The organism is Rahnella sp. PCH160 (assembly GCF_047784855.1).
Classification (GTDB): Bacteria; Pseudomonadota; Gammaproteobacteria; order Enterobacterales; family Enterobacteriaceae; genus Rahnella.
Genome location: NZ_JBLOGT010000001.1, coordinates 4,751,857 through 4,772,992 on the forward strand (window position 1 = coordinate 4,751,857; position 21,136 = coordinate 4,772,992).

The following is a 21,136-nucleotide window of genomic DNA, read 5'->3' on the forward strand; positions in this document are numbered from 1 at the left end:
CTACAATAGCCAGGTTGATATTTTGAGGTAGTAATGTGAACGATAACCAGATGACCCCGCAGGAAAGTCGGGCGACGTGGGGGCTAGGGACAGTATTTTCTTTACGCATGCTTGGCATGTTCATGGTCCTGCCGGTGTTAACCACTTACGGCATGAAGCTCTCCGGTGCCAGCGAAACGCTGATCGGTATCGCCATCGGTATCTACGGGCTTGCACAAGCCGTTTTCCAGATCCCCTTCGGGCTGCTTTCTGACCGCGTCGGCCGAAAACCTCTGATCGTCTTTGGTCTGGTCATCTTCTGTATTGGCAGCATTGTTGCCGCCTCCACCGAATCTATCTGGGGCGTGATCATTGGCCGCGCCCTGCAAGGCTCCGGCGCCATTGCCGCCGCCGTCATGGCGTTGCTTTCTGACCTGACGCGTGAACAAAACCGCACCAAAGCGATGGCGTTTATCGGCATCAGCTTCGGGATCACCTTTGCGATTGCAATGGTTCTGGGCCCGATCATTACCCATGCGTGGGGATTACACGCCCTGTTCTGGGCGATTGCCGTACTCACCATCTTGGGCATTGTCATTACACTTGCCGTTGTCCCCTCCCCTGCTACTCACATTCTGAACCGTGAATCGAGTATGGTGAAAGGCAGCTTTGGCAAGGTCATGGCAAACCCTAAACTGCTGAAACTGAACTTTGGCATTCTGTGTCTGCACATTCTGCTGATGTCGAGTTTCGTGGTGTTGCCGCAAGTCATGGAGCACGCGGGCTTCCCGCCAAGTGAACACTGGCGCGTTTACCTGATTACGATGCTGACGTCTTTCGTCGCCGTGATCCCGGTCATTATCTACGCCGAGAAAAAGCGCCACATGAAACAGGTTTTCATGGGTTGCGTGGTCGTGCTGCTGTTGGCTGAGATTGTACTGTGGGCCGCCGGTTTGCATTTATGGGCAGTGATTGCCGGTATCCAGCTGTTCTTCCTGGCGTTTAACGTGATGGAAGCTATTCTGCCGTCCCTTATCAGCAAAGAATCTCCGGCAGGCTACAAAGGCACCGCCATGGGTCTGTATTCGACCAGCCAGTTTATTGGCGTCGCGATCGGCGGGAGTCTGGGCGGATATGTTTACGGCCACGCCGGTGCCGGTGCCGTCTTCCTGGTGTGTGCGGCCCTGGCTGTCGTCTGGTTGGTCGTCAGCGCCACCATGACCGAGCCGCCGTATGTCAGCAGCCTGCGTATTACATTGTCAGAACTGGCGGTGAAAGACTCCGCGCTTCAGGCACGCATTCTGGCACAGCCGGGCGTAGCGGAAGCTGTGGTGGTTCCGGAAGAATTCAGCGCTTACGTGAAAGTTGATACCAAACAGACCAACCGCAAGGCGCTCGAACAACTGGTCAGCCTTGCCTGATTTTGAATGACAAAAAGGTGTGCTGTTGAAAATGGCACACCTTTTCATTTTTATGCCCACCGCTGTGATACCCCTCACTTAAAAAATTCCCCCAATCATTATCCTCAAGAATTCCTTAACAAAAATTTTGTCAGTGATGACGGCCGTATGGCCTTTTGAGGATCCCATGAAAACGTATGCTTTAGTCGGCACCGGCGGGCGCTCGGGTTTATACATTGAGGCGATTACCGGCAAATATCGTCACAATGCGAAATTTGTCGCCTTTTGCGACACCAACCAGACGCGGATGGATTATGCGAATCAGCAACTGGAGCAAAGCGGTATTCCCAGGGTATCCACCTGGAAGGCGTCTGATTTCAATACGATGCTCGACGAAACTAAACCGGATATCGTTATTGTCACCAGCATGGATCGCACGCATGACGACTACATTGTCCGCGCGCTGCATGCCGGTTGTGACGTCATTACCGAAAAACCGATGACCATCGATGAAAACCGGGCACTGCGCATTCTTGATGCTGTCGACGCCACCGGCTATCAGGTTCGCGTCGCGTTCAATTATCGCTACGCGCCGCATCACAGCAAAATCCGCGAACTGCTCCAGCAGGAAACCATTGGCGAAGTCCTTTCTGTTCACTTCGAATGGCTGCTCAATACCGAACACGGCGCAGACTATTTCCGCCGCTGGCATCGCGAGAAACGTAATTCCGGCGGCCTGCTGGTGCATAAATCCACGCATCACTTTGACCTGATGAATTTCTGGCTTAACAGCACGCCGGAGAAAGTTTATGCGCAGGGTGATTTGCGTTTTTACGGCAAGGAAAATGCCGAGAAGCGCGGCGTGAAAGATTTCTATCCACGCGCCCATGGCTACAAACAGGCGCAGAACGATCCCTTCGCGCTGCATATGGCGGACAATCCGCAGCTCAAAGCGCTGTATCTCAATGCCGAACACGAAGATAACTATTTCCGCGACCAGAGCGTTTTCAGCGACGGCATCAGTATTGAAGATACGCTGTCGGTGCTGGTGAAATACCAGAACAAAGTGCAGCTGACCTATTCCCTGAATGCTTATCTGCCGTGGGAGGGCCTGAACGTGGTGTTCAACGGGACGAAAGGCCGTATCGAGATGAAAATTGTCGAAATGTCTTACGTGAACGCGGGCGGTAAACGGGAGAACGAAGGCAGTATCGAAAAAGCCGAAATCACGGTTTATCCGCTGTTTGCCAAACCGTGGCAGGCGCAATTCCAGCTGGGAGAAGGCGGTCACGGCGGCGGCGATAACGCGATGCTGGAAGATCTCTTTGGCGAACGCAAAGACGATCCGTTAAAACGCGCCGCCGATCACCGCGCTGGCGCGATGTCGATCCTCACCGGGATCGCCGGAAACCTGTCGATGCGCACTGACCGGCCGGTTTACTTCAAAGACTTCGAACTGGTTAAACGCCTGCGCCAGAAGCAATAGCGCCCGTAAAAAAGGGACACAATAAGCGTCCCTGTCTGAATAATGAATAGCCAAGCAATTCGTGTTGTGGGAAGGCGGCAACCGAAGGGATCCGATGAGCTTACACGGGTAAGTGATTCGGATCCCTGAGAGAAGCCAACGCATCCATAGCGCGAAGTGCGAAGGCTATTAGTCGCGAAAGTTTTTGAACTGGAACGGCTGGCCGAGATCCCCGTTGCGAATCAACGCCATAACGGCCTGCAAATCATCGCGGGCTTTACCGGTGACACGGACTTCATCGCCCTGAACTTGCGCCTGAACCTTAATCTTACTGTCTTTGATCAGCTTGACGACTTTCTTCGCCAGCGCGGATTCAATCCCTGAATGCAGCTTGGCTTCGAGGCTGTAAGTTTTGCCGCTGTGCTCCATCTGCTCAGGAATTTCCAGTGCCCCGCCTTCAATGCCACGCTTGGCCAGTTTTTCCCGCAAAATATCCACCAGCTGATTCACCTGGAAATCAGATTCGCTGGCGACTTTAACGCTCTCGTTCTTTTCGTTGAGATCGAAGCTGGCAGGAATGTTACGAAAATCCCAGCGGGTTTGCAGTTCACGGCTGGCATTTTCCACGGCATTGCGCACTTCCTGCATGTCGATTTCGGAAACAATGTCAAAAGACGGCATAATCGCTTCTCCCTGTAGTTTTGTATTGCACGTTTTATGGCGAGCATAATGTCGATGATGGCGTGCATAATACCGCCTTCAACCGTCGATGCCAAACGGCAACAAAAAACCAGCCACACAATGTCGCGATGGTCAAAAAGTGCAGGTAAAAATGTGATGTGCAGCACAAATGTCTATACTAATAAGATAACCGGACAGCAGAATATTCTTTCTACAACTGGCTTTAAGGGCGGTTTTCGCCGTATTCCCCGGGAGGCACAATGAAAATAACAGTTCTTGGTTGTGGTGCGCTGGGGCAACTTTGGCTTTCAGCACTTTATCAGCAAGGTCACGACGTTCAGGGCTGGATACGCATTCCGCAACCGTTTTGTGCCGTCAATGTGATTTCCCCCGAAGGCATCGCCTTCAACCGCAATATGCCCACCAATGATCCTGAACATCTGGCACAAAGCGAATTGCTGCTGGTCACACTGAAAGCCTGGCAGGTTTCCGGGGCTGTCAGCGCGCTGATGCCGATGCTTAACGATAACTGCGCGATATTATTGCTACACAACGGCATGGGAACTGTCGATGAATTGCCGCCTAACCGGCTGGCGATTTTACAAGGGGCGACCACGCACGCGGCGCGTCACGAGGGGAATGCCATTCTCCACGTGGCCACCGGTGCCACACACATCGGGCCGGTTTCACCGCGCGGTGCAGCACGGAGTTCACTGGCAGATGTTCTTCATCACGCGCTGCCTGACGTCGCCTGGCACGACAACATCAAACCGTCTTTGTGGAATAAACTGGCGGTCAACTGCGTGATTAATCCCCTGACGGCAACCTACGAGTGTACCAACGGAGATTTGCTGGCGTATGGCGATCAGATTGAACAAATTTGTCAGGAAGTTGCGCAGGTTATGGCCATTGAAGGCGTTGAAATTCATAGCGAATCACTCCTGAACTTTGTGTATCAGGTGATTGATTCCACCGCCGCCAATCACTCTTCCATGTTGCAAGACATCCGCAATCAGCGTCACACTGAAATTGATTACATCACCGGTTACCTGCTGCGTCGCGGACGCAAATACGGGCTTAATTTGCCGGTGAATACCGGATTATTTGAACAAGTAAAAAGAAAGGAAAACGACTATGAGCGCATCGGTTCTGGTCTGCCTGGCACCTGGTAGCGAAGAAATAGAAGCCGTCACCGTGATTGATTTGCTGGTTCGCGCCGGCATCAGTGTCACGACCGCCAGCGTTGCGGGGGATGGCAATCTGGAAATCCGCTGTTCACGCGGCGTGCGTATTTTGGCGGACGTCACATTAGTGGATGTCGCCGATGACGATCACGACGTGGTTGTTTTACCCGGCGGTCTGGGCGGCGCCACCTGTTTCAGCGAAAGCCCGCTGCTGGTGGAGAAAGTCCGTCAGATGCACGTCAGCGGTAAAATTGTGGCGGCGATCTGCGCCGCACCCGCGCTGGTACTGGAATATCACGATCTATTCCCGGTCGGTAACATGACCGGTTTTCCGGGACTGAAAGATAAAATCGATCCGAACAAATGGTCCGATCGCCGGGTGATTTTCGATCCGCGCGTGAACCTGCTCACCAGTCAGGGGCCGGGGACGTCCATGGAGTTCGCACTTAAAATTATCGACCTGCTTCTGGGCAAAACCAAAGCCGCAGAAATTGCCGCACAGCTGGTGCTGGCGCCGGGTATTTATAACTACACCGATGAAGGCGCACGCGAATCCTAATCCGGATACCGCAAAGCAAAAAGGGGCTCAGCATGGCTGAACCCCTTTTTTTATCAGTGAGAGCTATACCCAAAATAGTTCGAGTTACAGGAAGGCGGCAACGCAGTGAATCCCCGGGAGCTTACTCAGGTAAGTGACCGGGGTGAGCGAGGAAAGCCAACGCACCTGTAGCTTGAAATATGACGGGTATAATTAAGGTCTGTAAACTTTGACGTTGTTAAAGCCCTGCTCTTTCAGATACAGCGCCTGCAAACGGCTCATTACGCCACGGTCGCAATACAACAGGTAGGTTTTGGTCTGGTCGAGATCGCCAAACTGGGTTGCCAGTTTGTAGAACGCCAGAGGTTTAACCTCAACGTTTTCCAGCGCCAGCGGTTGCGCATCGACTTCATCCGGCGCACGGACATCCAGCACGATATCCGTTGACGTAAATTCGGCGACCGTTTCGACCTCCGGCACGACTTCTGCAACTTGCGCTGCAATTTCGCGGATATCCACATTTCGCGCTTCACTGACCACTTTATCCAGCACGCTGAAATCGAACATCGCTTCTTCAGCTTCGATTTTCGCTTTCACGGCTTTCACGGTCGGGCTTTTGGAAATCACGCCACAATATTCCGGCATGGTTTTCGCGAAATCTTCCGTACCGATTTCACGGGCAATCTTGATGATGTGCTCTTTATCGTGAGAAATCAGCGGACGCAGAATCAACGTGTCAGACACGTTGTCGATCAGGCGCAAGTTGGTGAGCGTCTGGCTGGATACCTGGCCCAGCGCTTCGCCGGTAACCAGCGCCTGCACGCCATAACGTTCGGCAATAGAAGAAGCGGCACGCACCATCATACGTTTGAGCACAACGCCCATCTGACCGTCTTCGATTTTTTCGAGGATCTCGCCGACAACCGGTTCGAAATCAACCGAAATGAAACGCACACGGTGTGAGCTGCCAAAACGATTCCACAGATAATGTGCCACCTGTTTCACGCCAATTTCATGCGCCGCGCCGCCCAGATTGAAGAAGCAATAATGCACACGACAACCACGACGCATCAGCATATAACTGGAAACGCCGGAATCGAAACCGCCGGAAATCAGCGACATTACATCTTCCTGAGTCCCGATCGGATAACCGCCCAGACCTTCAAGACGACTCTTCACCAGCACCAGTTTGTCATCGTTGATTTCCAGTTTCACCGTCACTTGTGGCCCGGTCAGGCTCACCTTCGCCGATTCGATATGCTGGTTCAGACCGCCGCCAACGTAGCGTTCAACTTCTGTAGACGAAAAATCATGTTTGCCACGACGTTTAACGCGAACGCAAAACGTTTTACCTTCCACTTCATGACGATAGGCTTCCAGAACCTGTTCGAAAATGTGGTGAACGTCGGTATAAGGACGGTCCTCGACTTCTTCGACATAGCGGATGCCCGGAATTCGGCAGAGTAATTCCTGAATCAGGTCGTGTTTGCTTTCGTCTTTGCTGCGAACTTCGATATGATCCCAATGGCGGACTACTGCCAGCGTCTCATCATGCGGCCGCACAATGTTGCGAATGCTGCTTGAGAGGATCTTAATGAAGCGCAAACGCACAGATTGGCTCTTGATGGTGATTTCGGGGAACAATTTAATGATAAACTTCATGGCAGTCTTTTGTTAGCGGGTGAAAAAACGGGGTAGTAAGTCGCTGAATAAGGATCTAGGATCTTATTATTGCTAAGCCAAATGCGTGTTATGTGTCACATTGGGCTTAGCAATAATATCTGCGGCGCAGAGTATATCACTTAAAATGCGTACTCTGTGCACAAAACCCGACAGCAGATGTCATGCTGAACAGGAATGTCTCTCGAGGCTGAAAACCGGCTCTGCGGCTCAGACCTCTGATCATCAATTCTGATCAACGATATCAAAAGAGAATTATGCCAAAAAAATCTGCACCACCTGCCAATTTTGAAACGGCCCTGGCCGAACTGGAACAGATCGTTTCCCGCCTTGAGTCAGGCGAACTGCCTCTGGAAGATGCGTTGAACGAATTTGAACAAGGCGTCCAGCTGGCACGTCAGGGACAGCAAAAACTACAACAGGCAGAGCAACGTGTTCAGATCCTGCTCGACAGTGATAACGACGCCCCGCTGACCCCTTTCACCCCGGAAGCAGAGTAACTGGTCATGTCTGAAGCGATCTCTTTTTCTTCTTCTGACCGCTTTACTGGCGAACTTCGCGCCATGCAAAAGCGTGTCGACGGTGTTTTGGCGGCCTACGTCAGCGCACAACCTCTGGCGGATTTACCGCTGGTGGACGCGATGCGCTATGGCTCTCTTCTGGGCGGAAAACGTCTGCGCCCGTATCTGGTGTATGCCAGCGGTCAGCTGTTCAGCCTGGATTTGAAAAATCTGGATGCACCAGCCGCCGCAGTAGAATGCGTTCACGCGTATTCCCTGATCCACGATGATTTACCGGCGATGGACGACGACGATTTGCGCCGTGGTCAGCCGACCTGCCACATTAAATTCGGTGAAGCCAATGCCATTCTTGCCGGTGATGCGTTGCAGACACTGGCATTTTCGATTCTTGCCGATGGCGATATGCCTGACGTGACCGTAAAAGATCGCCTGTCGATGATTTCTGAACTTGCCAGTGCCAGCGGTGCAAGCGGCATGTGCGGCGGTCAGGCTTTAGATTTAGCCGCCGAAGGTCAGCAGGTCAATCTCGAAGCGCTGGAAAAAATCCATCGTCACAAAACCGGTGCGCTGATACGCGCCGCCGTGCGCATGGGCGCGCTGGCTGCCGGTGAATCCGGGCGCGCCGTTTTGCCGATCCTCGACAACTACGCGCAGGCGATTGGTTTAGCGTTTCAGGTTCAGGACGATATTCTGGATGTGGTTGGCGATACCGCCACACTGGGCAAACGTCAGGGCGCGGATCAACAACTCGGTAAAAGTACCTACCCGGCCCTGCTGGGTCTGGATGGCGCAAAAGCTAAAGCCTTGGATCTGTATCAGGAAGCCGTTTCCGCACTGGATCAGCTGGCTGCACTTTCTTACAACACAGCGCCACTTCTGGCGTTAGCCAGCTTTATCATTGAACGCGATAATTAAACTTACTATGAGCAACTGATGAGTCTTGAATTAGCCAAATACCCGACACTGGCGCTGGCGGAGAATCCTGAAGATCTCCGCTCACTCCCAAAAGAGAGCTTACCCAAGCTCTGTGACGAACTGCGTCAATATTTATTGGCCAGCGTCAGCCAGTCCAGCGGACATTTCGCGTCCGGTTTGGGAACGGTAGAACTGACCGTCGCCATGCATTATGTCTACAACACCCCCTTTGACCATGTGGTCTGGGACGTGGGTCATCAGGCCTATCCGCACAAAATTCTGACCGGCCGTCGCGAACGCATTTCCACCATCCGCCAGAAGGGCGGGCTGCATCCGTTTCCGTGGCGCGGCGAAAGCGAATACGACACGTTGTCCGTGGGCCACTCCTCGACGTCCATCAGTGCCGGGCTCGGCATGGCCGTTGCCGCCGAGCGTGAAGGCAAAGGCCGCCGCACCGTTTGCGTGATTGGCGATGGCGCAATCACCGCCGGGATGGCTTTCGAGGCCATGAACCACGCGGGCGATATCAAACCCGACATGCTGGTTATCCTCAATGATAACGAGATGTCGATTTCCGAAAACGTCGGCGCGCTGAACAATCATCTGGCGCAGCTGTTGTCCGGAAAACTGTATTCGCGCCTGCGTGAAGGCGGTAAAAAAGTGCTTTCCGGCCTGCCGCCCATTAAAGAACTGGTGCGCCGTACAGAAGAACATCTGAAAGGCATGATGGTGCCGGGCACGCTGTTTGAAGAGCTGGGTTTTAACTATATCGGGCCGGTTGACGGGCACGACGTGCTGGCACTGGCGCAAACGCTGAAAAACATGCGCGAGCTGAAAGGCCCGCAATTGCTGCACATCATGACCAAGAAAGGCAAAGGCTACGCGCCGGCGGAAAAGGATCCGATCAGTTTCCACGCTGTGCCCAAATTCGATCCGGCTTCAGGCACACTGCCAAAAAGCAAAGAGGGCCTGCCAACCTATTCCAAGATCTTTGGTGACTGGTTGTGCGAAACGGCGGCTAAAGACAGCAAACTGATGGCGGTCACGCCTGCGATGCGCGAAGGTTCCGGCATGGTGCGCTTCTCCCGCGAATACCCGCAACAGTATTTCGACGTCGCGATTGCTGAACAGCACGCAGTGACTTTTGCCGCAGGTCTGGCCATTGGCGGTTACAAGCCGATTGTCGCGATTTACTCGACGTTCCTGCAACGCGCTTACGATCAGGTGATCCACGATGTGGCAATCCAGAATCTGCCGGTGCTGTTCGCCATTGACCGTGGCGGCATCGTCGGGGCCGACGGTCAGACGCATCAGGGCGCTTTCGACTTGTCCTTCCTGCGTTGTATTCCGAACATGACCATCATGACGCCAAGCGACGAAAATGAATGTCGCCAGATGCTGCATACCGGATATCACCATAACAGCGGCCCGGTCGCGGTACGTTATCCACGTGGCACCGGCACCGGCGCGACCTGTGAGCCGCTGGCGTCACTGCCCATCGGTAAAGGGGTTGTGCGTCGTGAAGGCGAAAAAGTTGCCATTCTGAACTTCGGTACGTTATTACCGGAAGCACTGGCCGCGGCTGAAAAACGCAACGCCACCGTCGTGGATATGCGTTTTGTGAAACCGCTGGATGAAGCCCTGATTCAGGAACTGGCGGCCAGCCATGAAGTGCTGGTGACGCTGGAAGAAAACGCCATTATGGGCGGTGCAGGCAGCGGCGTGAATGAACTGCTGATGTCCAAACGCATTCTGGTGCCAGTGCTCAATATCGGGCTGGCGGACAACTTTGTTCCGCAGGGTACGCAGGAAGAAATCCGTCACGATCTGGGACTGGACGCCGGGGGCATCGATCGTCAGATCACCGACTGGCTGGCCTGATCCCTCTCCCCTCTTTCTGCCTGAAAGAGGGGATTTCCTTTCTCGCTTTCTCTTCTTTTGCCCAATCCTGCCCTTCAGTAAGCTACAGTTATAGCGTGCTAATTATTTTTACGACTTTCTGACTTCAATTCATCCTGACCAGGAGATGTCATGCAATACACTATTCTCGGAAAAACCGGCCTGAACGTTTCGCGGCTGTGCCTTGGCTGTATGACGTTCGGTGAACCGGATCGCGGAACCCACGCATGGACACTGCCCGAAGAAAGCAGCCGCCCGATCATCAAACAGGCTCTTGAGGCGGGGATTAACTTCTTCGATACCGCAAACAGCTATTCCGACGGCAGCAGTGAAGAAATCGTCGGGCGTGCGCTGAAGGACTTTGCAAAGCGTGATGAAATAGTGGTGGCGACTAAGGTTTATCACGCGATAACCGGCCTGGAACAGGGACTTTCACGCGCGTCGATCATGCAATCTGTCGATGACAGCCTGCGCCGTCTCGGCATGGAGTATGTCGATTTACTGCAAATCCACCGCTGGGATTACGAGACGCCCATCGAAGAAACGCTGGAAGCACTGAATGATGTCGTCAAAGCGGGCAAGGCGCGTTTTATCGGCGCGTCTTCCATGCACGCTCACCAGTTTAAGCAGGCGCTGGATGTCTCAGCGCAAAATGGCTGGGCGAGTTTTGTCTCGATGCAGGACCAGTACAATCTGATCCAGCGCGAAGAAGAAAACGAAATGTACCCGCTGTGTCAGGAAAGAGGGATTGCGGTTCTGCCGTGGAGCCCGCTGGCTCGCGGTAAACTCACCCGCCCATGGGGCGAAACGACGGCGCGTTCTGTCTCGGATAATTTTGCCAAAACGTTGTACGACGCAACGGACGAAGCGGATGGTAAAATCGCTGAGCGCGTGGGCAAAATTGCCGAAGATCACGGTGTGCCGCGCGCGCAAATCGCACTGGCCTGGATACTCAGCAAACAGGTTGTGACCGCACCGATTATCGGCGCATCCCGCCCTGCTCATCTGGCTGATGCCATTGGCGCGCTGGATGTGACGTTGTCGGCACAAGAAATTGCACAACTGGAAATGGCGTATGTCCCGCATGAGGCCACCGGCTTTAAGTAAGCTGAACCGCTGATACGTGGTTGAAACGTAAAAAAGGCGCTGCGGGGAAACCGGCAGCGCCTTTTACATCAAATCAGCTCAGAACAACGGCCAGTGATGCCCCACCAGATAGATAATCGCAGCACCCAGAACCCCGGCGACCACATCATCGATCATGATCCCCATTCCGCCCTGAACGTTGCGATCAAACCAGCGGATCGGCCACGGTTTCCAGATATCCAGCACGCGGAAAACGATGAATCCGATCAGCACCCAGCGCCAGTCATTGACGGGGATCGCCATCAGGGTGATCCACATCCCGACAAATTCATCCCATACGATACTGCCGTGGTCATGAACCCGCATATCCCGCGCCGTCTGGCGACACAGATAAACGCCAATGCAAATACTGAACATGACAACCATGGAATACACCTGCCACGGCAGGTAGGTCATCACAATCCAAAACGGAATCGCCGCAATAGAACCGGCGGTTCCCGGCCCCACAGGGAATAAACCACTGCCAAAACCTGTTGCCAGTAAGTGCCACGGATTGCGCAGGTTCAGCCGCTTTTTCGCCGCCGCCATGTCCTGCACCGGATCACCGGTTTTTCCTTTGTACCCTGCCGGGCGTTTTTTACGGCTAATATTCACAACGTCTCCTTACCGGCAAAATGATCGAACCCCTGCCATTCAAGCTCGACGACGGCCCCGGAACGCATAAACTTGAGACCTTCTGAAAGCGGAGCAATTTGCCCGACACAGGTAAAATCAACGCCCAGATGGCTGAGCGCAACGTCCAGCGCGCCACGGTTGATTTCCGGTACGGTGAAGCACAGTTCGTAATCTTCGCCGCCCGTCAGCGCCCATTTCAGCGCCTGTTCTGGATCCGCAACCGACTTCACAGCATCCGAGAACGGGATTGCATCGAGATCCAGACGCGCGCCGCATTCGCTGGCTTTCAGTATATGTTTAAGATCAGAAATCAGCCCGTCGGACAGGTCGATCGCGGAGGTCGCTAAATCGCGCAATCCCTGCCCCTGTAAAACGCGGGGAGACGGACGCAGATGACGTTTCAGCAGGAAATCGCGGGTTGAGGTATCACTGACATTCAGCTCTTGAAGAAGAATCGCCAGGCCCGCAGCACTGTCGCCCAGCGTGCCGGTGACGAAGATCCAGTCTCCGACGCGAGCACCGCCGCGTGTTAATGCGCGGCCCACGGGAACCAGCCCCTGAATGGTCAGCGTCATGCTCAGCGGGCCACGGGTGGTGTCGCCGCCAATCAACTGCATGCCGTAATAGTTAAGCTGTTCGAAAAGGCTGTCACTGAACGCCTGCAACCAGTCCGGATTGACTTCAGGAAGCGTCAATGCCAGCGAAACCCAGGCAGGATCAGCGCCCATGGCAGCCAGATCGCTGAGGTTAACGGCCAGCGCTTTGTAGCCGAGATCCGCCGGTGAAATCGTTTTGAGAAAATGGATGCCTTCAACCAGAGTATCGGTACTGACGGCTAAAAGTTGCTTCTCGCCAACCGTCAGTAAGGCACAATCATCACCAATGCCTAACTGAACATCCTGTCGGGCGGTTCTGAACCTGTTGAAGTAGCGAGTGATTACATCAAATTCGCCGCATGACATAGCACAATTCCAAATCGTTAGAATGACTTAAGGCCGGAAGCCCGGCCTTAAAAAGGGGTGTCACACAGAGGATAAGCGAGGTGACATCACCAGATTATCAACAGAGTCAGTATTGCGCCGAAAATGACTGTCGCCATTTTTGTGCGCCGCTGACTCTTTTTGACGATCATTTTTTACGAATGTGCGGGCCCGCTTTGTCCAGCACACCGTTGACAAACTTGTGACTGTCTTCAGCACCGAAGGTTTTGGCCAGTTCGATGGCTTCGTTGATCGCCACTTTGTAAGGGACGTCCTGGCGCTTGCTCAGCTCAAACAGAGCCAGACGCAAAATCGCTCTTTCCACCTGGCCCAATTCATCCAACTGGCGGGACAGGTATGGCGCCATCAATGCATCGAGTTTCTCTGCACTGTTTGCCACACCAGACAGCAGTTCGCGGAAATAGGCAATGTCTACGTCTTTGACATCCTGCTCGGTCAGGAATTCTAATTCAACATCGGCGATGTCATTTTTCGACAACTGCCAGGAGTAAAGCGCCTGGACGGCACATTCACGGGCGCGGCGACGAGCAGCAGGTTTCACGGATTTCCCCTTAACTAGATTCAGGCCTTAATAGCCTTGATAACATTAATCATTTCAAGCGCGGTCAGTGCAGCTTCTGCACCTTTGTTACCGGCTTTTGTCCCTGCGCGTTCGATGGCTTGTTCGATGCTTTCTGTTGTCAGCACACCAAAGGCAACCGGGATTTCGCTGTTCATTGCAACGCTGGCCAGGCCAGAGCTGCATTCGCCCGCTACGAATTCAAAGTGGGCAGTGCCCCCGCGGATCACAGTTCCGAGCGCAACAACGGCGTCGTACTTACCGCTTTCAGCCAGTGCACGCGCTGCCAGAGGCAATTCGTATGCGCCAGGGACCCAGACTACGGTGATGTTGTCATCGCTGACCTGACCGATACGTTTCAACGCATCAACGGCGCCTGACAGCAGGCTGTCGTTGATGAAATTATTAAAACGAGCAATCGCGATCGCTACGCGCGCGTTCGGCGTGGCTACAGCACCTTCGATAACGTTCATAGTTTTCCTTAAAGTGGGTTCAGGAGTTTCTAACCCCTGCCGCAGGGGGCGGATTCTATCATAAAATTACCCTGTCTGGACATGCGCTTTTCAAACCCATTCAGACAGAGAGGCGTAAATTTCTCACTACCGGCTGTTTAGTACACCGGCTTAAGGCGCAAACGTAAATCCGGGCCAATCTGCCTGACATCGCTGAAAACAAATTCAGGGGCATCGGCCAGATGCGTTAGGCCGGGCAGTTCACACAGCGCACGGCCATTATGACCTAATAGTTTCGGTGCCATATAAACGATTAATTCATCAACCAGACCAGCTTGTAATAAGGCACCGGCCAGTTGTGCGCCCGCTTCTACCCAGAGGCTATTTACCTGACGTTTCGCCAGTTGCATCATCAGCAGAACCAGATCAATACGATTATCGCGCCCCGGCACGCGCCATTGTTCGACGGATTCGGGCCAGATTTGTGTGTCAGTTTCCAGCCGCGCCAGCAGTACGTCGCCGGGTAAATTCACCAGCTGATGCTGTGGTGTGACGCGATTCTGACTGTCGAGAATAATGCGCAACGGCTGACGCAGATTTTCCTGCGGATACACCGCCTGCACATCGCTGCCCAGTTCATCCCAGCGCACGGTCAGCGATGGGTTGTCCGCCAGCACCGTCGCACTGCTGCTCAGAATGGCCGAGCTTTCAGCACGGAAACGCTGAACGTCAGCGCGTGCCGCAGCGGAGGTGATCCACTGGCTTTCGCCCGACGCCATTGCCGTTCTGCCGTCCACCGACGCGCCCATTTTAAGTTGCACATAAGGAAAACCGGTGCGCATACGTTTGAGGAAACCGAGATTGACGGCTTCCGCCTGCGGATGCATCAGACCGTGGCTGACATCAACGCCATTTTGCTTGAGACGGTATAACCCCCGGCCCGCGACTTCCGGATTGGGATCCTGCATCGCGGCGACCACACGGGCAACGCCTGCGGCCAGCAGCGCATCTGCACAAGGCGGCGTGCGTCCATGATGGCTGCACGGTTCTAGCGTGACATACGCAGTCGCGCCTCTGGCTTTCTCACCGGCCATGCGTAAGGCATGAACTTCGGCATGCGGTTCACCGGCGCGCAGATGAAAGCCTTCACCGACGATTTCGCCATTAACGACAATCACGCAGCCGACATTCGGATTGGGTGTGGTGGTAAAACGTCCCCGGCGCGCCAGCTCAAAAGCGCGCGCCATAAAACGTTCATCACTGTGTAATTCGTAAGACGATGTTCCGGCAGGCTGTTCGGGGAGCATTAACTTTCCTTAATCCTGAAGACGGGCAATCTCTTCGCCAAATTCACGGATATCTTCAAAGCTGCGATAAACCGACGCGAAGCGGATGTAGGCGACTTTATCGAGCCCTTTCAGGGCATCCATCACCAGATTGCCAATCATTTTGGCAGGAATTTCACGTTCACCGGTAGCCCGTAGCTGCGATTTAATGTGACTGATGGCGGTTTCGACATCATCAGAACTGACCGGCCTTTTCTCCAGCGCTTTCAGAAAACCGCTGCGAAGCTTGTCTTCATTGAAAGGCTCACGAACTTCATTGCTTTTAATGACGCGCGGCATCACCAGTTCCGCCACTTCAAAAGTGGTGAAACGTTCATGGCAGTCCAGACACTGACGGCGTCGGCGGACCTGTGATCCATCACCTACCAAGCGGGAATCGATGACTTTAGTATCAACAGCGGCACAAAATGGGCAATGCATAGCACTTCCTGACAGCGAGCATAATTGGGCACCAGTTTACCCCGAAGTGTGCCGACAACAAAGGCTGTCGCTACTTTCATAGACATCAGGTTAAACTTACTCATCTTATATTGGTGCCCGAAAAGAATGTTTCAACGGGCAGATGAAAGGAAGTCTCTGATATGCCAAAACCTCCCCGTCTTTTACTGGCCTGCGCCTTAGTGTTAAGCCTCTCAGGCTGCGTGCAGCAAGATCCCAAATTACCGGAACTGAAAGCCGAAGTGGGTCAGTTGAATCAAAAGCTCTCCCGCCTGACCGATCTGGCGACAGCACTGGAACAGCAAAGCACGCTGAACCGTCAGTCTACTAACGGAGTTTATTTGCTCCCTGCAGCGAAAAGCGCGGCGCTGGTGAAGAGTGAGATTGGCGAACTGAGCCTCGCACTGACCCGCGTCGCCCCGGATGCCAGCGGCGTTCAGGCTGTATTAGAGATTAAAAACAATGCCGGCCAGCCGTTGCCTGCGTTTACCGCCACACTCAACTGGGGCCAGCTGGATCCGGTCACCGGCAAACCGCTTACCGTCGATATGCAAACGCAGACCATCACGGTCGAACCCGATTTATTACCGGGGCCGATGAAAACGGTGGACGTGAAGTTTGATCAGGTGACGGTAGAAACGCTGGGTTTCATTCATCTGCATAATATTGTCGCCACACCGCAGCCCGCTCAGACCGCAGCGCCGGTTCCGGCGAAGTAAATATCAGGCTTGCAGTTTCAGAAAAGCAGACATAAAAAAACCCCGCGTCGCGGGGTTTTTACTTTCTACGCTACCGGCAGATTACGGCAGAATCGAAGGCTGATCTGCGCCTTCTTTTTCCACTTTTTGCTGCAACATGTGTTCACGCTTCATGCCCAGTTTCAGGGCCAGCGCCGAAGCAACGTAAATTGATGAAGCCGTACCGATTGAAACACCAATCAACATGGTCAGTGAGAAACCACGTAGCATTGCACCACCAAACAGATACAACATCAGGATCACAACTAACGTTGTGCCGGATGTGATTAATGTTCTGTGCAACGTCTGGGTCAACGACACGTTAAAGATTTCGTAAGGTGTCCCGCGACGGATCTTGCGGAAGTTCTCACGAATACGGTCCGATACCACGATGCTGTCATTAAGCGAGTAACCGATAACCGACATCAGTGAAGCGACGATGGTCAAGTCAACCTCGATATGGAACAACGAGAGTATGCCCATGGTGATCACAACGTCGTGAGCAAGCGAGATAACAACACCTGCCGCCAAACGCCACTCGAAACGGAAACCGACGTAAATCAGGATAGCGATCAGCGCCACTAACAGCGCCATAGCGCCATTCTGCGCCAGATCGGCCCCTACGCTCGGCCCAACGAACTCGATGCGTTTCACCTGGGCATTCTGGCTGGTCGTTTCGTTAATCACGCTAAGAACTTTGGTACCCAGAACCTGGCCGCCTGTTTCACCCTTAGTCGGTGGCATACGTACCATGATGTCACGGCTGCTACCAAAGTTCTGTACCAGCGGATCTGCAAAGCCTGATTTCTCAAGCGCTGCGCGCATCACGTCCAAATCCGCAGGTTTTTCCAGCGAGATTTCAATGACCGTACCGCCGGTGAAATCCAGACCCCAGTTAAAACCTTTCACACCGATGATGGCGATAGAAAGGATCAACAGGAAACCAGAGATACCGAAAGCCCAGTAATCCCAGCGCATAAAGTCATAGACTCTGCGGCCATGGTTTAATTGTTCAACAGTATATTCCTGTGCCACAACGCACTCCTCAGATAGACAGCTTTTTGATGCGCTTGCCGCCGTACAACAGGTTTACGATGGCACGGGTACCGATGATTGCGGTAAACATTGACGTCGCTACACCAATACCGGTTGTAATCGCAAAGCCTTTAATTGCCCCGGTGCCGACGGCATACAGGATGATGACCTTGATTAGCGTCGTGACGTTGGCATCAAAGATGGAGCTGAACGCGCCTTTGTAACCTTCCTCAATAGCCTGCTGTACTGAACGTCCGTTACTAAGTTCTTCCTTAATACGTTCGTTGATCAGCACGTTGGCATCGACCGCTACCGCAAGGGTTAATACGATACCCGCAATACCCGGCATTGTGAGCGTTGCCCCAGGTATCAGAGACATGATCCCAACAATGAGCACCAGGTTAGCAATCAGCGCAGAGGTCGCAATCAGGCCAAACTTCTTATAGAAGAACAGCATGAAGATAATCGAGACCGCAAGTCCTGCCAGACAGGCTTCCAGACCTTGCTTGATGTTTTCCATACCCAAGGTCGGGCCGATGGTGCGTTCTTCAACAATCTGAATTGGCGCAATCAGAGCACCGGCACGCAGCAGCAGAGAGAGCTGACGGGCTTCATTCGGATCGTTCACTCCGGTGATACGGAAGCTGTTACCCAGACGTGACTGAATCGTCGCGACGTTAATAACTTCTTCTTGTTTCGCCAGAATAGCACGGCCATTCGCATCTTTCTTACCGCTGTCTTTGTACTCCACGAACAGGGTAGCCATCGGTTTGCCAATGTTATCCTTGGTGAAGTTAGACATGGCGTTACCGCCTGCGCTGTCGAGAGAAATATTAACCTGTGGCTGATTGTATTCATCCATGTTGGATGTCGAGTCAGTGATATGGTCACCGGTCAGGATCACACGTTTGTACAGGACAACCGGGCGACCATCGCGCGCATTTTTCACTTCACTGTCACCCGGAACACGCCCTGTCGTCGCCGCAGAGGCATCCACATTGGTGTTAACCAGACGGAATTCGAGCGTTGCCGTTGCGCCTAAAATTTCTTTAGCGCGGGCAGTATCCTGAATACCTGGCAACTCAACCACAATACGGTCTGCGCCCTGACGCTGAACCAGCGGCTCGGCCACACCCAGTTGGTTTACACGGTTACGCAGGATGGTGATGTTTTGTTGAACGGCATACTCGCGCGCCTCATTGAGACGGGCATCAGTCATCACCACATTGGCCGCAGTATCGCCACTGTTGGTGATCACTAAATCGCGGTGACGTGGGCTCAGATAGCTGACGGCCGCATCGCGGGTCGCAGCATCACGAAAACGCACTTCAACGCCATAGTTGTCGAGCTTACGCACCGTGGCATAAGGGATATTCTTGTCGCGCAAATCACTGCGCATGTTATCCATGGTTTGTTCTTGCAGCTTGCTTAACGCGGTATCCATATCCACTTCCATCAGGAAGTGAACGCCACCACGTAAGTCGAGGCCAAGCTTCATCGGCTCAGCACCCAGCATGCTCAACCAGCGCGGCGTTGCCGGAGCCAGGTTAAGTGCAATCACAAATTTGTCGCCCAGAGCGGTTGTCAGCACTTCACGAGCGCGAAGCTGAACATCCGTATCTTTAAAACGGGCTAGAATAGCGCCATTTTCCAAGGCAATAGATTTGCTCTGGATTTTATTTTGATCTAATTCGTTACGGACTTGGTCCAGCGTTGCTGCACTGGCGTCGGAACCCCGAGCACCAGTGATTTGAACAGCCGGATCCTCACCATAAAGGTTGGGAAGTGCATAAAGCAGCCCGACGATGATCACAACGATCAACATCAGATACTTCCACGCAGGATAACGGTTTAACACGGCAGTTCCCTTCGGGAAAATCGAAAATTAGATAGACTTCATCGTGCCTTTTGGCAGAACGGCTGCCACAAAGTCACGCTTGATCATCACTTCGTTAGTGTCGTTCAGTGCGATAACCACGTAGCCTGTTTCAGCCACTTTCGTTACGCGACCGATCAAACCACCCGTGGTCATGACTTCGTCACCTTTACCGATGGAATCCATCAGTTTTTTGTGTTCTTTAGAACGTTTTTGCTGCGGGCGCAGGATCATGAAATAGAAAATCAGACCAAATACCACCAGCATGATAACCAGAGAGTAAGGACTTCCCTGTGATGTTGCGCCAGTCGCTGCGACAGCATCGGAAATGAAAAGACTCATTTAAATTCCCTCATTGTTGTTGTGAAGCAAAATAGTTGTAAAAAAATAACGGTGATCCAACCCGGAGTCTGACGATGAAACGTCTCGCACAATACCCCAAAATGCCGGTTCAACAAATTATAAAATCGGCACCACCTTGAGGAGATGCCGGCACGACAAAGAAATCAGAAGTTTAAAGGCGGAACAGGCTTGCCTTTGCGCTCGTAGAAGTCTGTCACAAACTGCTCTAATTTACCTTCTTCGATAGCCTGGCGTAAACCGGCCATCAGACGCTGGTAGTAGCGCAGATTATGGATGGTATTCAACCGCGCACCGAGAATTTCGTTGCAACGGTCGAGATGATGCAAGTAGGCGCGGCTATAATTGCGACATGTGTAGCAATCACAGTGTTCGTCGAGCGTCGAGGTGTCATCTTTATGCTTGGCGTTACGGATTTTTACGATGCCGTCGGTAACAAACAGGTGGCCGTTACGCGCATTACGCGTTGGCATGACGCAGTCAAACATATCGATACCGCGACGTACGCCTTCCACTAGATCTTCCGGTTTACCCACCCCCATCAGATAACGGGGTTTGTCTTCCGGGATTTGCGGGCAGACGTGCTCAAGGATACGGTGCATGTCTTCTTTCGGCTCGCCTACCGCCAAACCGCCCACAGCGTAACCATCAAAGCCGATATCTACCAGCCCTTTTAATGATACATCTCGTAAATCTTCGTAAACGCTTCCCTGAATAATCCCGAACAAAGCATTCTTATTATTCAACTCGTTGAAGCGATCGCGGCTGCGTTGTGCCCAGCGCAAAGACATCTCCATTGAACGTTTTGCGTAATCCCAGTCAGCAGGATACGGCGTACATTCATCGAAGATCATCACGATGTCAGAACCGAGATCGTTTTGGATCTCCATGGATTTTTCCGGGCTCAGGAACACCGGATCACCATTGATCGGGTTGCGGAAATGCACGCCTTCTTCTTTGATCTTACGCATCGCGCCCAGGCTGAAGACCTGGAAGCCGCCGGAATCGGTGAGGATCGGGCCATGCCAGTTCATGAAATCATGCAGATCGCCGTGCAGTTTCATGATTTCCTGACCCGGACGCAGCCACAGGTGGAACGTGTTGCCCAGCAAAATCTGTGCGCCGGTCTCTTTCACTTCTTCCGGGGTCATGCCTTTTACGGTGCCGTAAGTACCTACCGGCATAAATGCCGGGGTTTCAACCACGCCACGTTCAAAGACCAGACGTCCACGGCGCGCGCGGCCGTCGGTAGTGCTTAATTCGTACTTCACATTGCCTCCAGCATCAGAGAAACAGTCTGATGAGGTTA

At 53.1% G+C, this 21,136-nt stretch carries 22 protein-coding genes; 10 read left to right on the forward strand and 12 right to left on the reverse strand.

Features of this window, described 5'->3' with window-relative positions; genetic code table 11:
* Nucleotides 1-35 precede the first annotated feature (35 nt).
* Nucleotides 36-1,400 (forward strand): MFS transporter, encoded by a 1,365-nt coding sequence (locus tag ACM5QY_RS22240; RefSeq protein WP_416122709.1) that lies wholly within the window; start codon nt 36-38, stop codon nt 1,398-1,400.
* 166 nt (nt 1,401-1,566) lie between these two features.
* On the forward strand, nt 1,567-2,865 hold the full coding sequence (locus ACM5QY_RS22245; protein WP_416122710.1) for a Gfo/Idh/MocA family protein: 1,299 nt from the start codon (nt 1,567-1,569) through the stop codon (nt 2,863-2,865).
* A 168-nt stretch (nt 2,866-3,033) separates the two neighbouring features.
* Here ACM5QY_RS22245 and ACM5QY_RS22250 read toward each other — a convergent pair whose 3' ends face one another.
* Entirely contained in the window at nt 3,034-3,525 is a 492-nt protein-coding gene (locus tag ACM5QY_RS22250) for a YajQ family cyclic di-GMP-binding protein (protein WP_416122711.1), read from the reverse strand.
* Nucleotides 3,526-3,573: 48 nt separating this feature from the next.
* On the opposite strand from ACM5QY_RS22250, the gene ACM5QY_RS22255 reads away from it, so the two are divergent.
* Genes ACM5QY_RS22255 through yajL form a run of 3 tightly spaced genes read left to right on the forward strand, consistent with a single transcriptional unit; the run spans nt 3,574 to nt 5,268 of the window.
* The gene (locus ACM5QY_RS22255; protein WP_416122712.1) at nt 3,574-3,789 is read left to right on the forward strand and encodes a hypothetical protein; all 216 of its coding nucleotides are present in this window, start codon (nt 3,574-3,576) and stop codon (nt 3,787-3,789) included.
* Nucleotides 3,786-4,697, forward strand: coding sequence for a 2-dehydropantoate 2-reductase (gene panE, locus ACM5QY_RS22260; protein ID WP_416122713.1), 912 nt, complete (start codon nt 3,786-3,788; stop codon nt 4,695-4,697). The genes ACM5QY_RS22255 and panE overlap by 4 nt, the downstream gene beginning before the upstream one ends.
* The gene (yajL, locus tag ACM5QY_RS22265; RefSeq protein ID WP_416122714.1) at nt 4,660-5,268 is read left to right on the forward strand and encodes a protein deglycase YajL; all 609 of its coding nucleotides are present in this window, start codon (nt 4,660-4,662) and stop codon (nt 5,266-5,268) included. The genes panE and yajL overlap by 38 nt, the downstream gene beginning before the upstream one ends.
* Before the next feature lie 192 nt (nt 5,269-5,460).
* On the opposite strand, the gene thiI is transcribed toward yajL, so the two are convergent.
* A complete protein-coding gene (gene thiI, locus ACM5QY_RS22270; protein ID WP_416122715.1) occupies nt 5,461-6,909 on the reverse strand; it encodes a tRNA uracil 4-sulfurtransferase ThiI in 1,449 nt (482 codons plus the stop codon).
* Nucleotides 6,910-7,184: 275 nt separating this feature from the next.
* On the opposite strand from thiI, the gene xseB reads away from it, so the two are divergent.
* The 4 genes from xseB (at nt 7,185) to ACM5QY_RS22290 (ending at nt 11,369) form a co-directional block, all read left to right on the forward strand.
* Nucleotides 7,185-7,427 (forward strand): exodeoxyribonuclease VII small subunit, encoded by a 243-nt coding sequence (gene xseB, locus ACM5QY_RS22275; protein WP_013576657.1) that lies wholly within the window; start codon nt 7,185-7,187, stop codon nt 7,425-7,427.
* Nucleotides 7,428-7,433: 6 nt separating this feature from the next.
* Entirely contained in the window at nt 7,434-8,363 is a 930-nt protein-coding gene (gene ispA / locus ACM5QY_RS22280; protein WP_416122716.1) for a (2E,6E)-farnesyl diphosphate synthase, read from the forward strand.
* Between the two features lie 18 nt (nt 8,364-8,381).
* Entirely contained in the window at nt 8,382-10,244 is a 1,863-nt protein-coding gene (gene dxs, locus ACM5QY_RS22285) for a 1-deoxy-D-xylulose-5-phosphate synthase (protein WP_416122717.1), read from the forward strand.
* A 150-nt stretch (nt 10,245-10,394) separates the two neighbouring features.
* Nucleotides 10,395-11,369 (forward strand): aldo/keto reductase, encoded by a 975-nt coding sequence (locus ACM5QY_RS22290; RefSeq protein WP_416122718.1) that lies wholly within the window; start codon nt 10,395-10,397, stop codon nt 11,367-11,369.
* 78 nt (nt 11,370-11,447) lie between these two features.
* Here the strand turns inward: ACM5QY_RS22290 and pgpA are convergent, their stop codons facing one another.
* From pgpA to nrdR, 6 genes are all read right to left on the reverse strand, one after another.
* A complete protein-coding gene (gene pgpA, locus ACM5QY_RS22295; RefSeq protein WP_416122961.1) occupies nt 11,448-11,936 on the reverse strand; it encodes a phosphatidylglycerophosphatase A in 489 nt (162 codons plus the stop codon).
* Between the two features lie 62 nt (nt 11,937-11,998).
* The gene (gene thiL, locus ACM5QY_RS22300; RefSeq protein WP_416122719.1) at nt 11,999-12,985 is read right to left on the reverse strand and encodes a thiamine-phosphate kinase; all 987 of its coding nucleotides are present in this window, start codon (nt 12,983-12,985) and stop codon (nt 11,999-12,001) included.
* A gap of 166 nt (nt 12,986-13,151) precedes the next feature.
* Nucleotides 13,152-13,565 carry a transcription antitermination factor NusB gene (gene nusB, locus ACM5QY_RS22305; RefSeq protein ID WP_101075473.1) on the reverse strand — a complete coding sequence of 138 codons (414 nt, stop codon included), beginning with the start codon at nt 13,563-13,565 and terminating at the stop codon, nt 13,152-13,154.
* A gap of 20 nt (nt 13,566-13,585) precedes the next feature.
* Nucleotides 13,586-14,056 (reverse strand): 6,7-dimethyl-8-ribityllumazine synthase, encoded by a 471-nt coding sequence (gene ribH / locus ACM5QY_RS22310; protein WP_416122720.1) that lies wholly within the window; start codon nt 14,054-14,056, stop codon nt 13,586-13,588.
* A gap of 137 nt (nt 14,057-14,193) precedes the next feature.
* On the reverse strand, nt 14,194-15,342 hold the full coding sequence (ribD, locus tag ACM5QY_RS22315; RefSeq protein ID WP_416122721.1) for a bifunctional diaminohydroxyphosphoribosylaminopyrimidine deaminase/5-amino-6-(5-phosphoribosylamino)uracil reductase RibD: 1,149 nt from the start codon (nt 15,340-15,342) through the stop codon (nt 14,194-14,196).
* A 9-nt stretch (nt 15,343-15,351) separates the two neighbouring features.
* Nucleotides 15,352-15,801 carry a transcriptional regulator NrdR gene (gene nrdR, locus ACM5QY_RS22320; RefSeq protein ID WP_104923087.1) on the reverse strand — a complete coding sequence of 150 codons (450 nt, stop codon included), beginning with the start codon at nt 15,799-15,801 and terminating at the stop codon, nt 15,352-15,354.
* Between the two features lie 161 nt (nt 15,802-15,962).
* Here nrdR and ACM5QY_RS22325 point away from each other — a divergent pair, with 161 nt between their 5' ends.
* Nucleotides 15,963-16,538: a DUF3251 domain-containing protein gene (locus ACM5QY_RS22325; protein WP_416122722.1), complete on the forward strand. Its 576-nt coding sequence runs from the start codon at nt 15,963-15,965 to the stop codon at nt 16,536-16,538.
* Between the two features lie 81 nt (nt 16,539-16,619).
* Here the strand turns inward: ACM5QY_RS22325 and secF are convergent, their stop codons facing one another.
* The 4 genes from secF to tgt all read right to left on the reverse strand — a co-directional run bounded on the left by secF (nt 16,620) and on the right by tgt (nt 21,098).
* Nucleotides 16,620-17,591 carry a protein translocase subunit SecF gene (secF, locus tag ACM5QY_RS22330; protein WP_416122723.1) on the reverse strand — a complete coding sequence of 324 codons (972 nt, stop codon included), beginning with the start codon at nt 17,589-17,591 and terminating at the stop codon, nt 16,620-16,622.
* Nucleotides 17,592-17,601: 10 nt separating this feature from the next.
* A complete protein-coding gene (secD, locus tag ACM5QY_RS22335; protein ID WP_416122724.1) occupies nt 17,602-19,449 on the reverse strand; it encodes a protein translocase subunit SecD in 1,848 nt (615 codons plus the stop codon).
* Between the two features lie 27 nt (nt 19,450-19,476).
* On the reverse strand, nt 19,477-19,809 hold the full coding sequence (gene yajC / locus ACM5QY_RS22340) for a preprotein translocase subunit YajC (RefSeq protein WP_104923091.1): 333 nt from the start codon (nt 19,807-19,809) through the stop codon (nt 19,477-19,479).
* A 164-nt stretch (nt 19,810-19,973) separates the two neighbouring features.
* Nucleotides 19,974-21,098, reverse strand: coding sequence for a tRNA guanosine(34) transglycosylase Tgt (tgt, locus tag ACM5QY_RS22345; protein ID WP_416122725.1), 1,125 nt, complete (start codon nt 21,096-21,098; stop codon nt 19,974-19,976).
* Between the last annotated feature and the right edge of the window lie 38 nt (nt 21,099-21,136).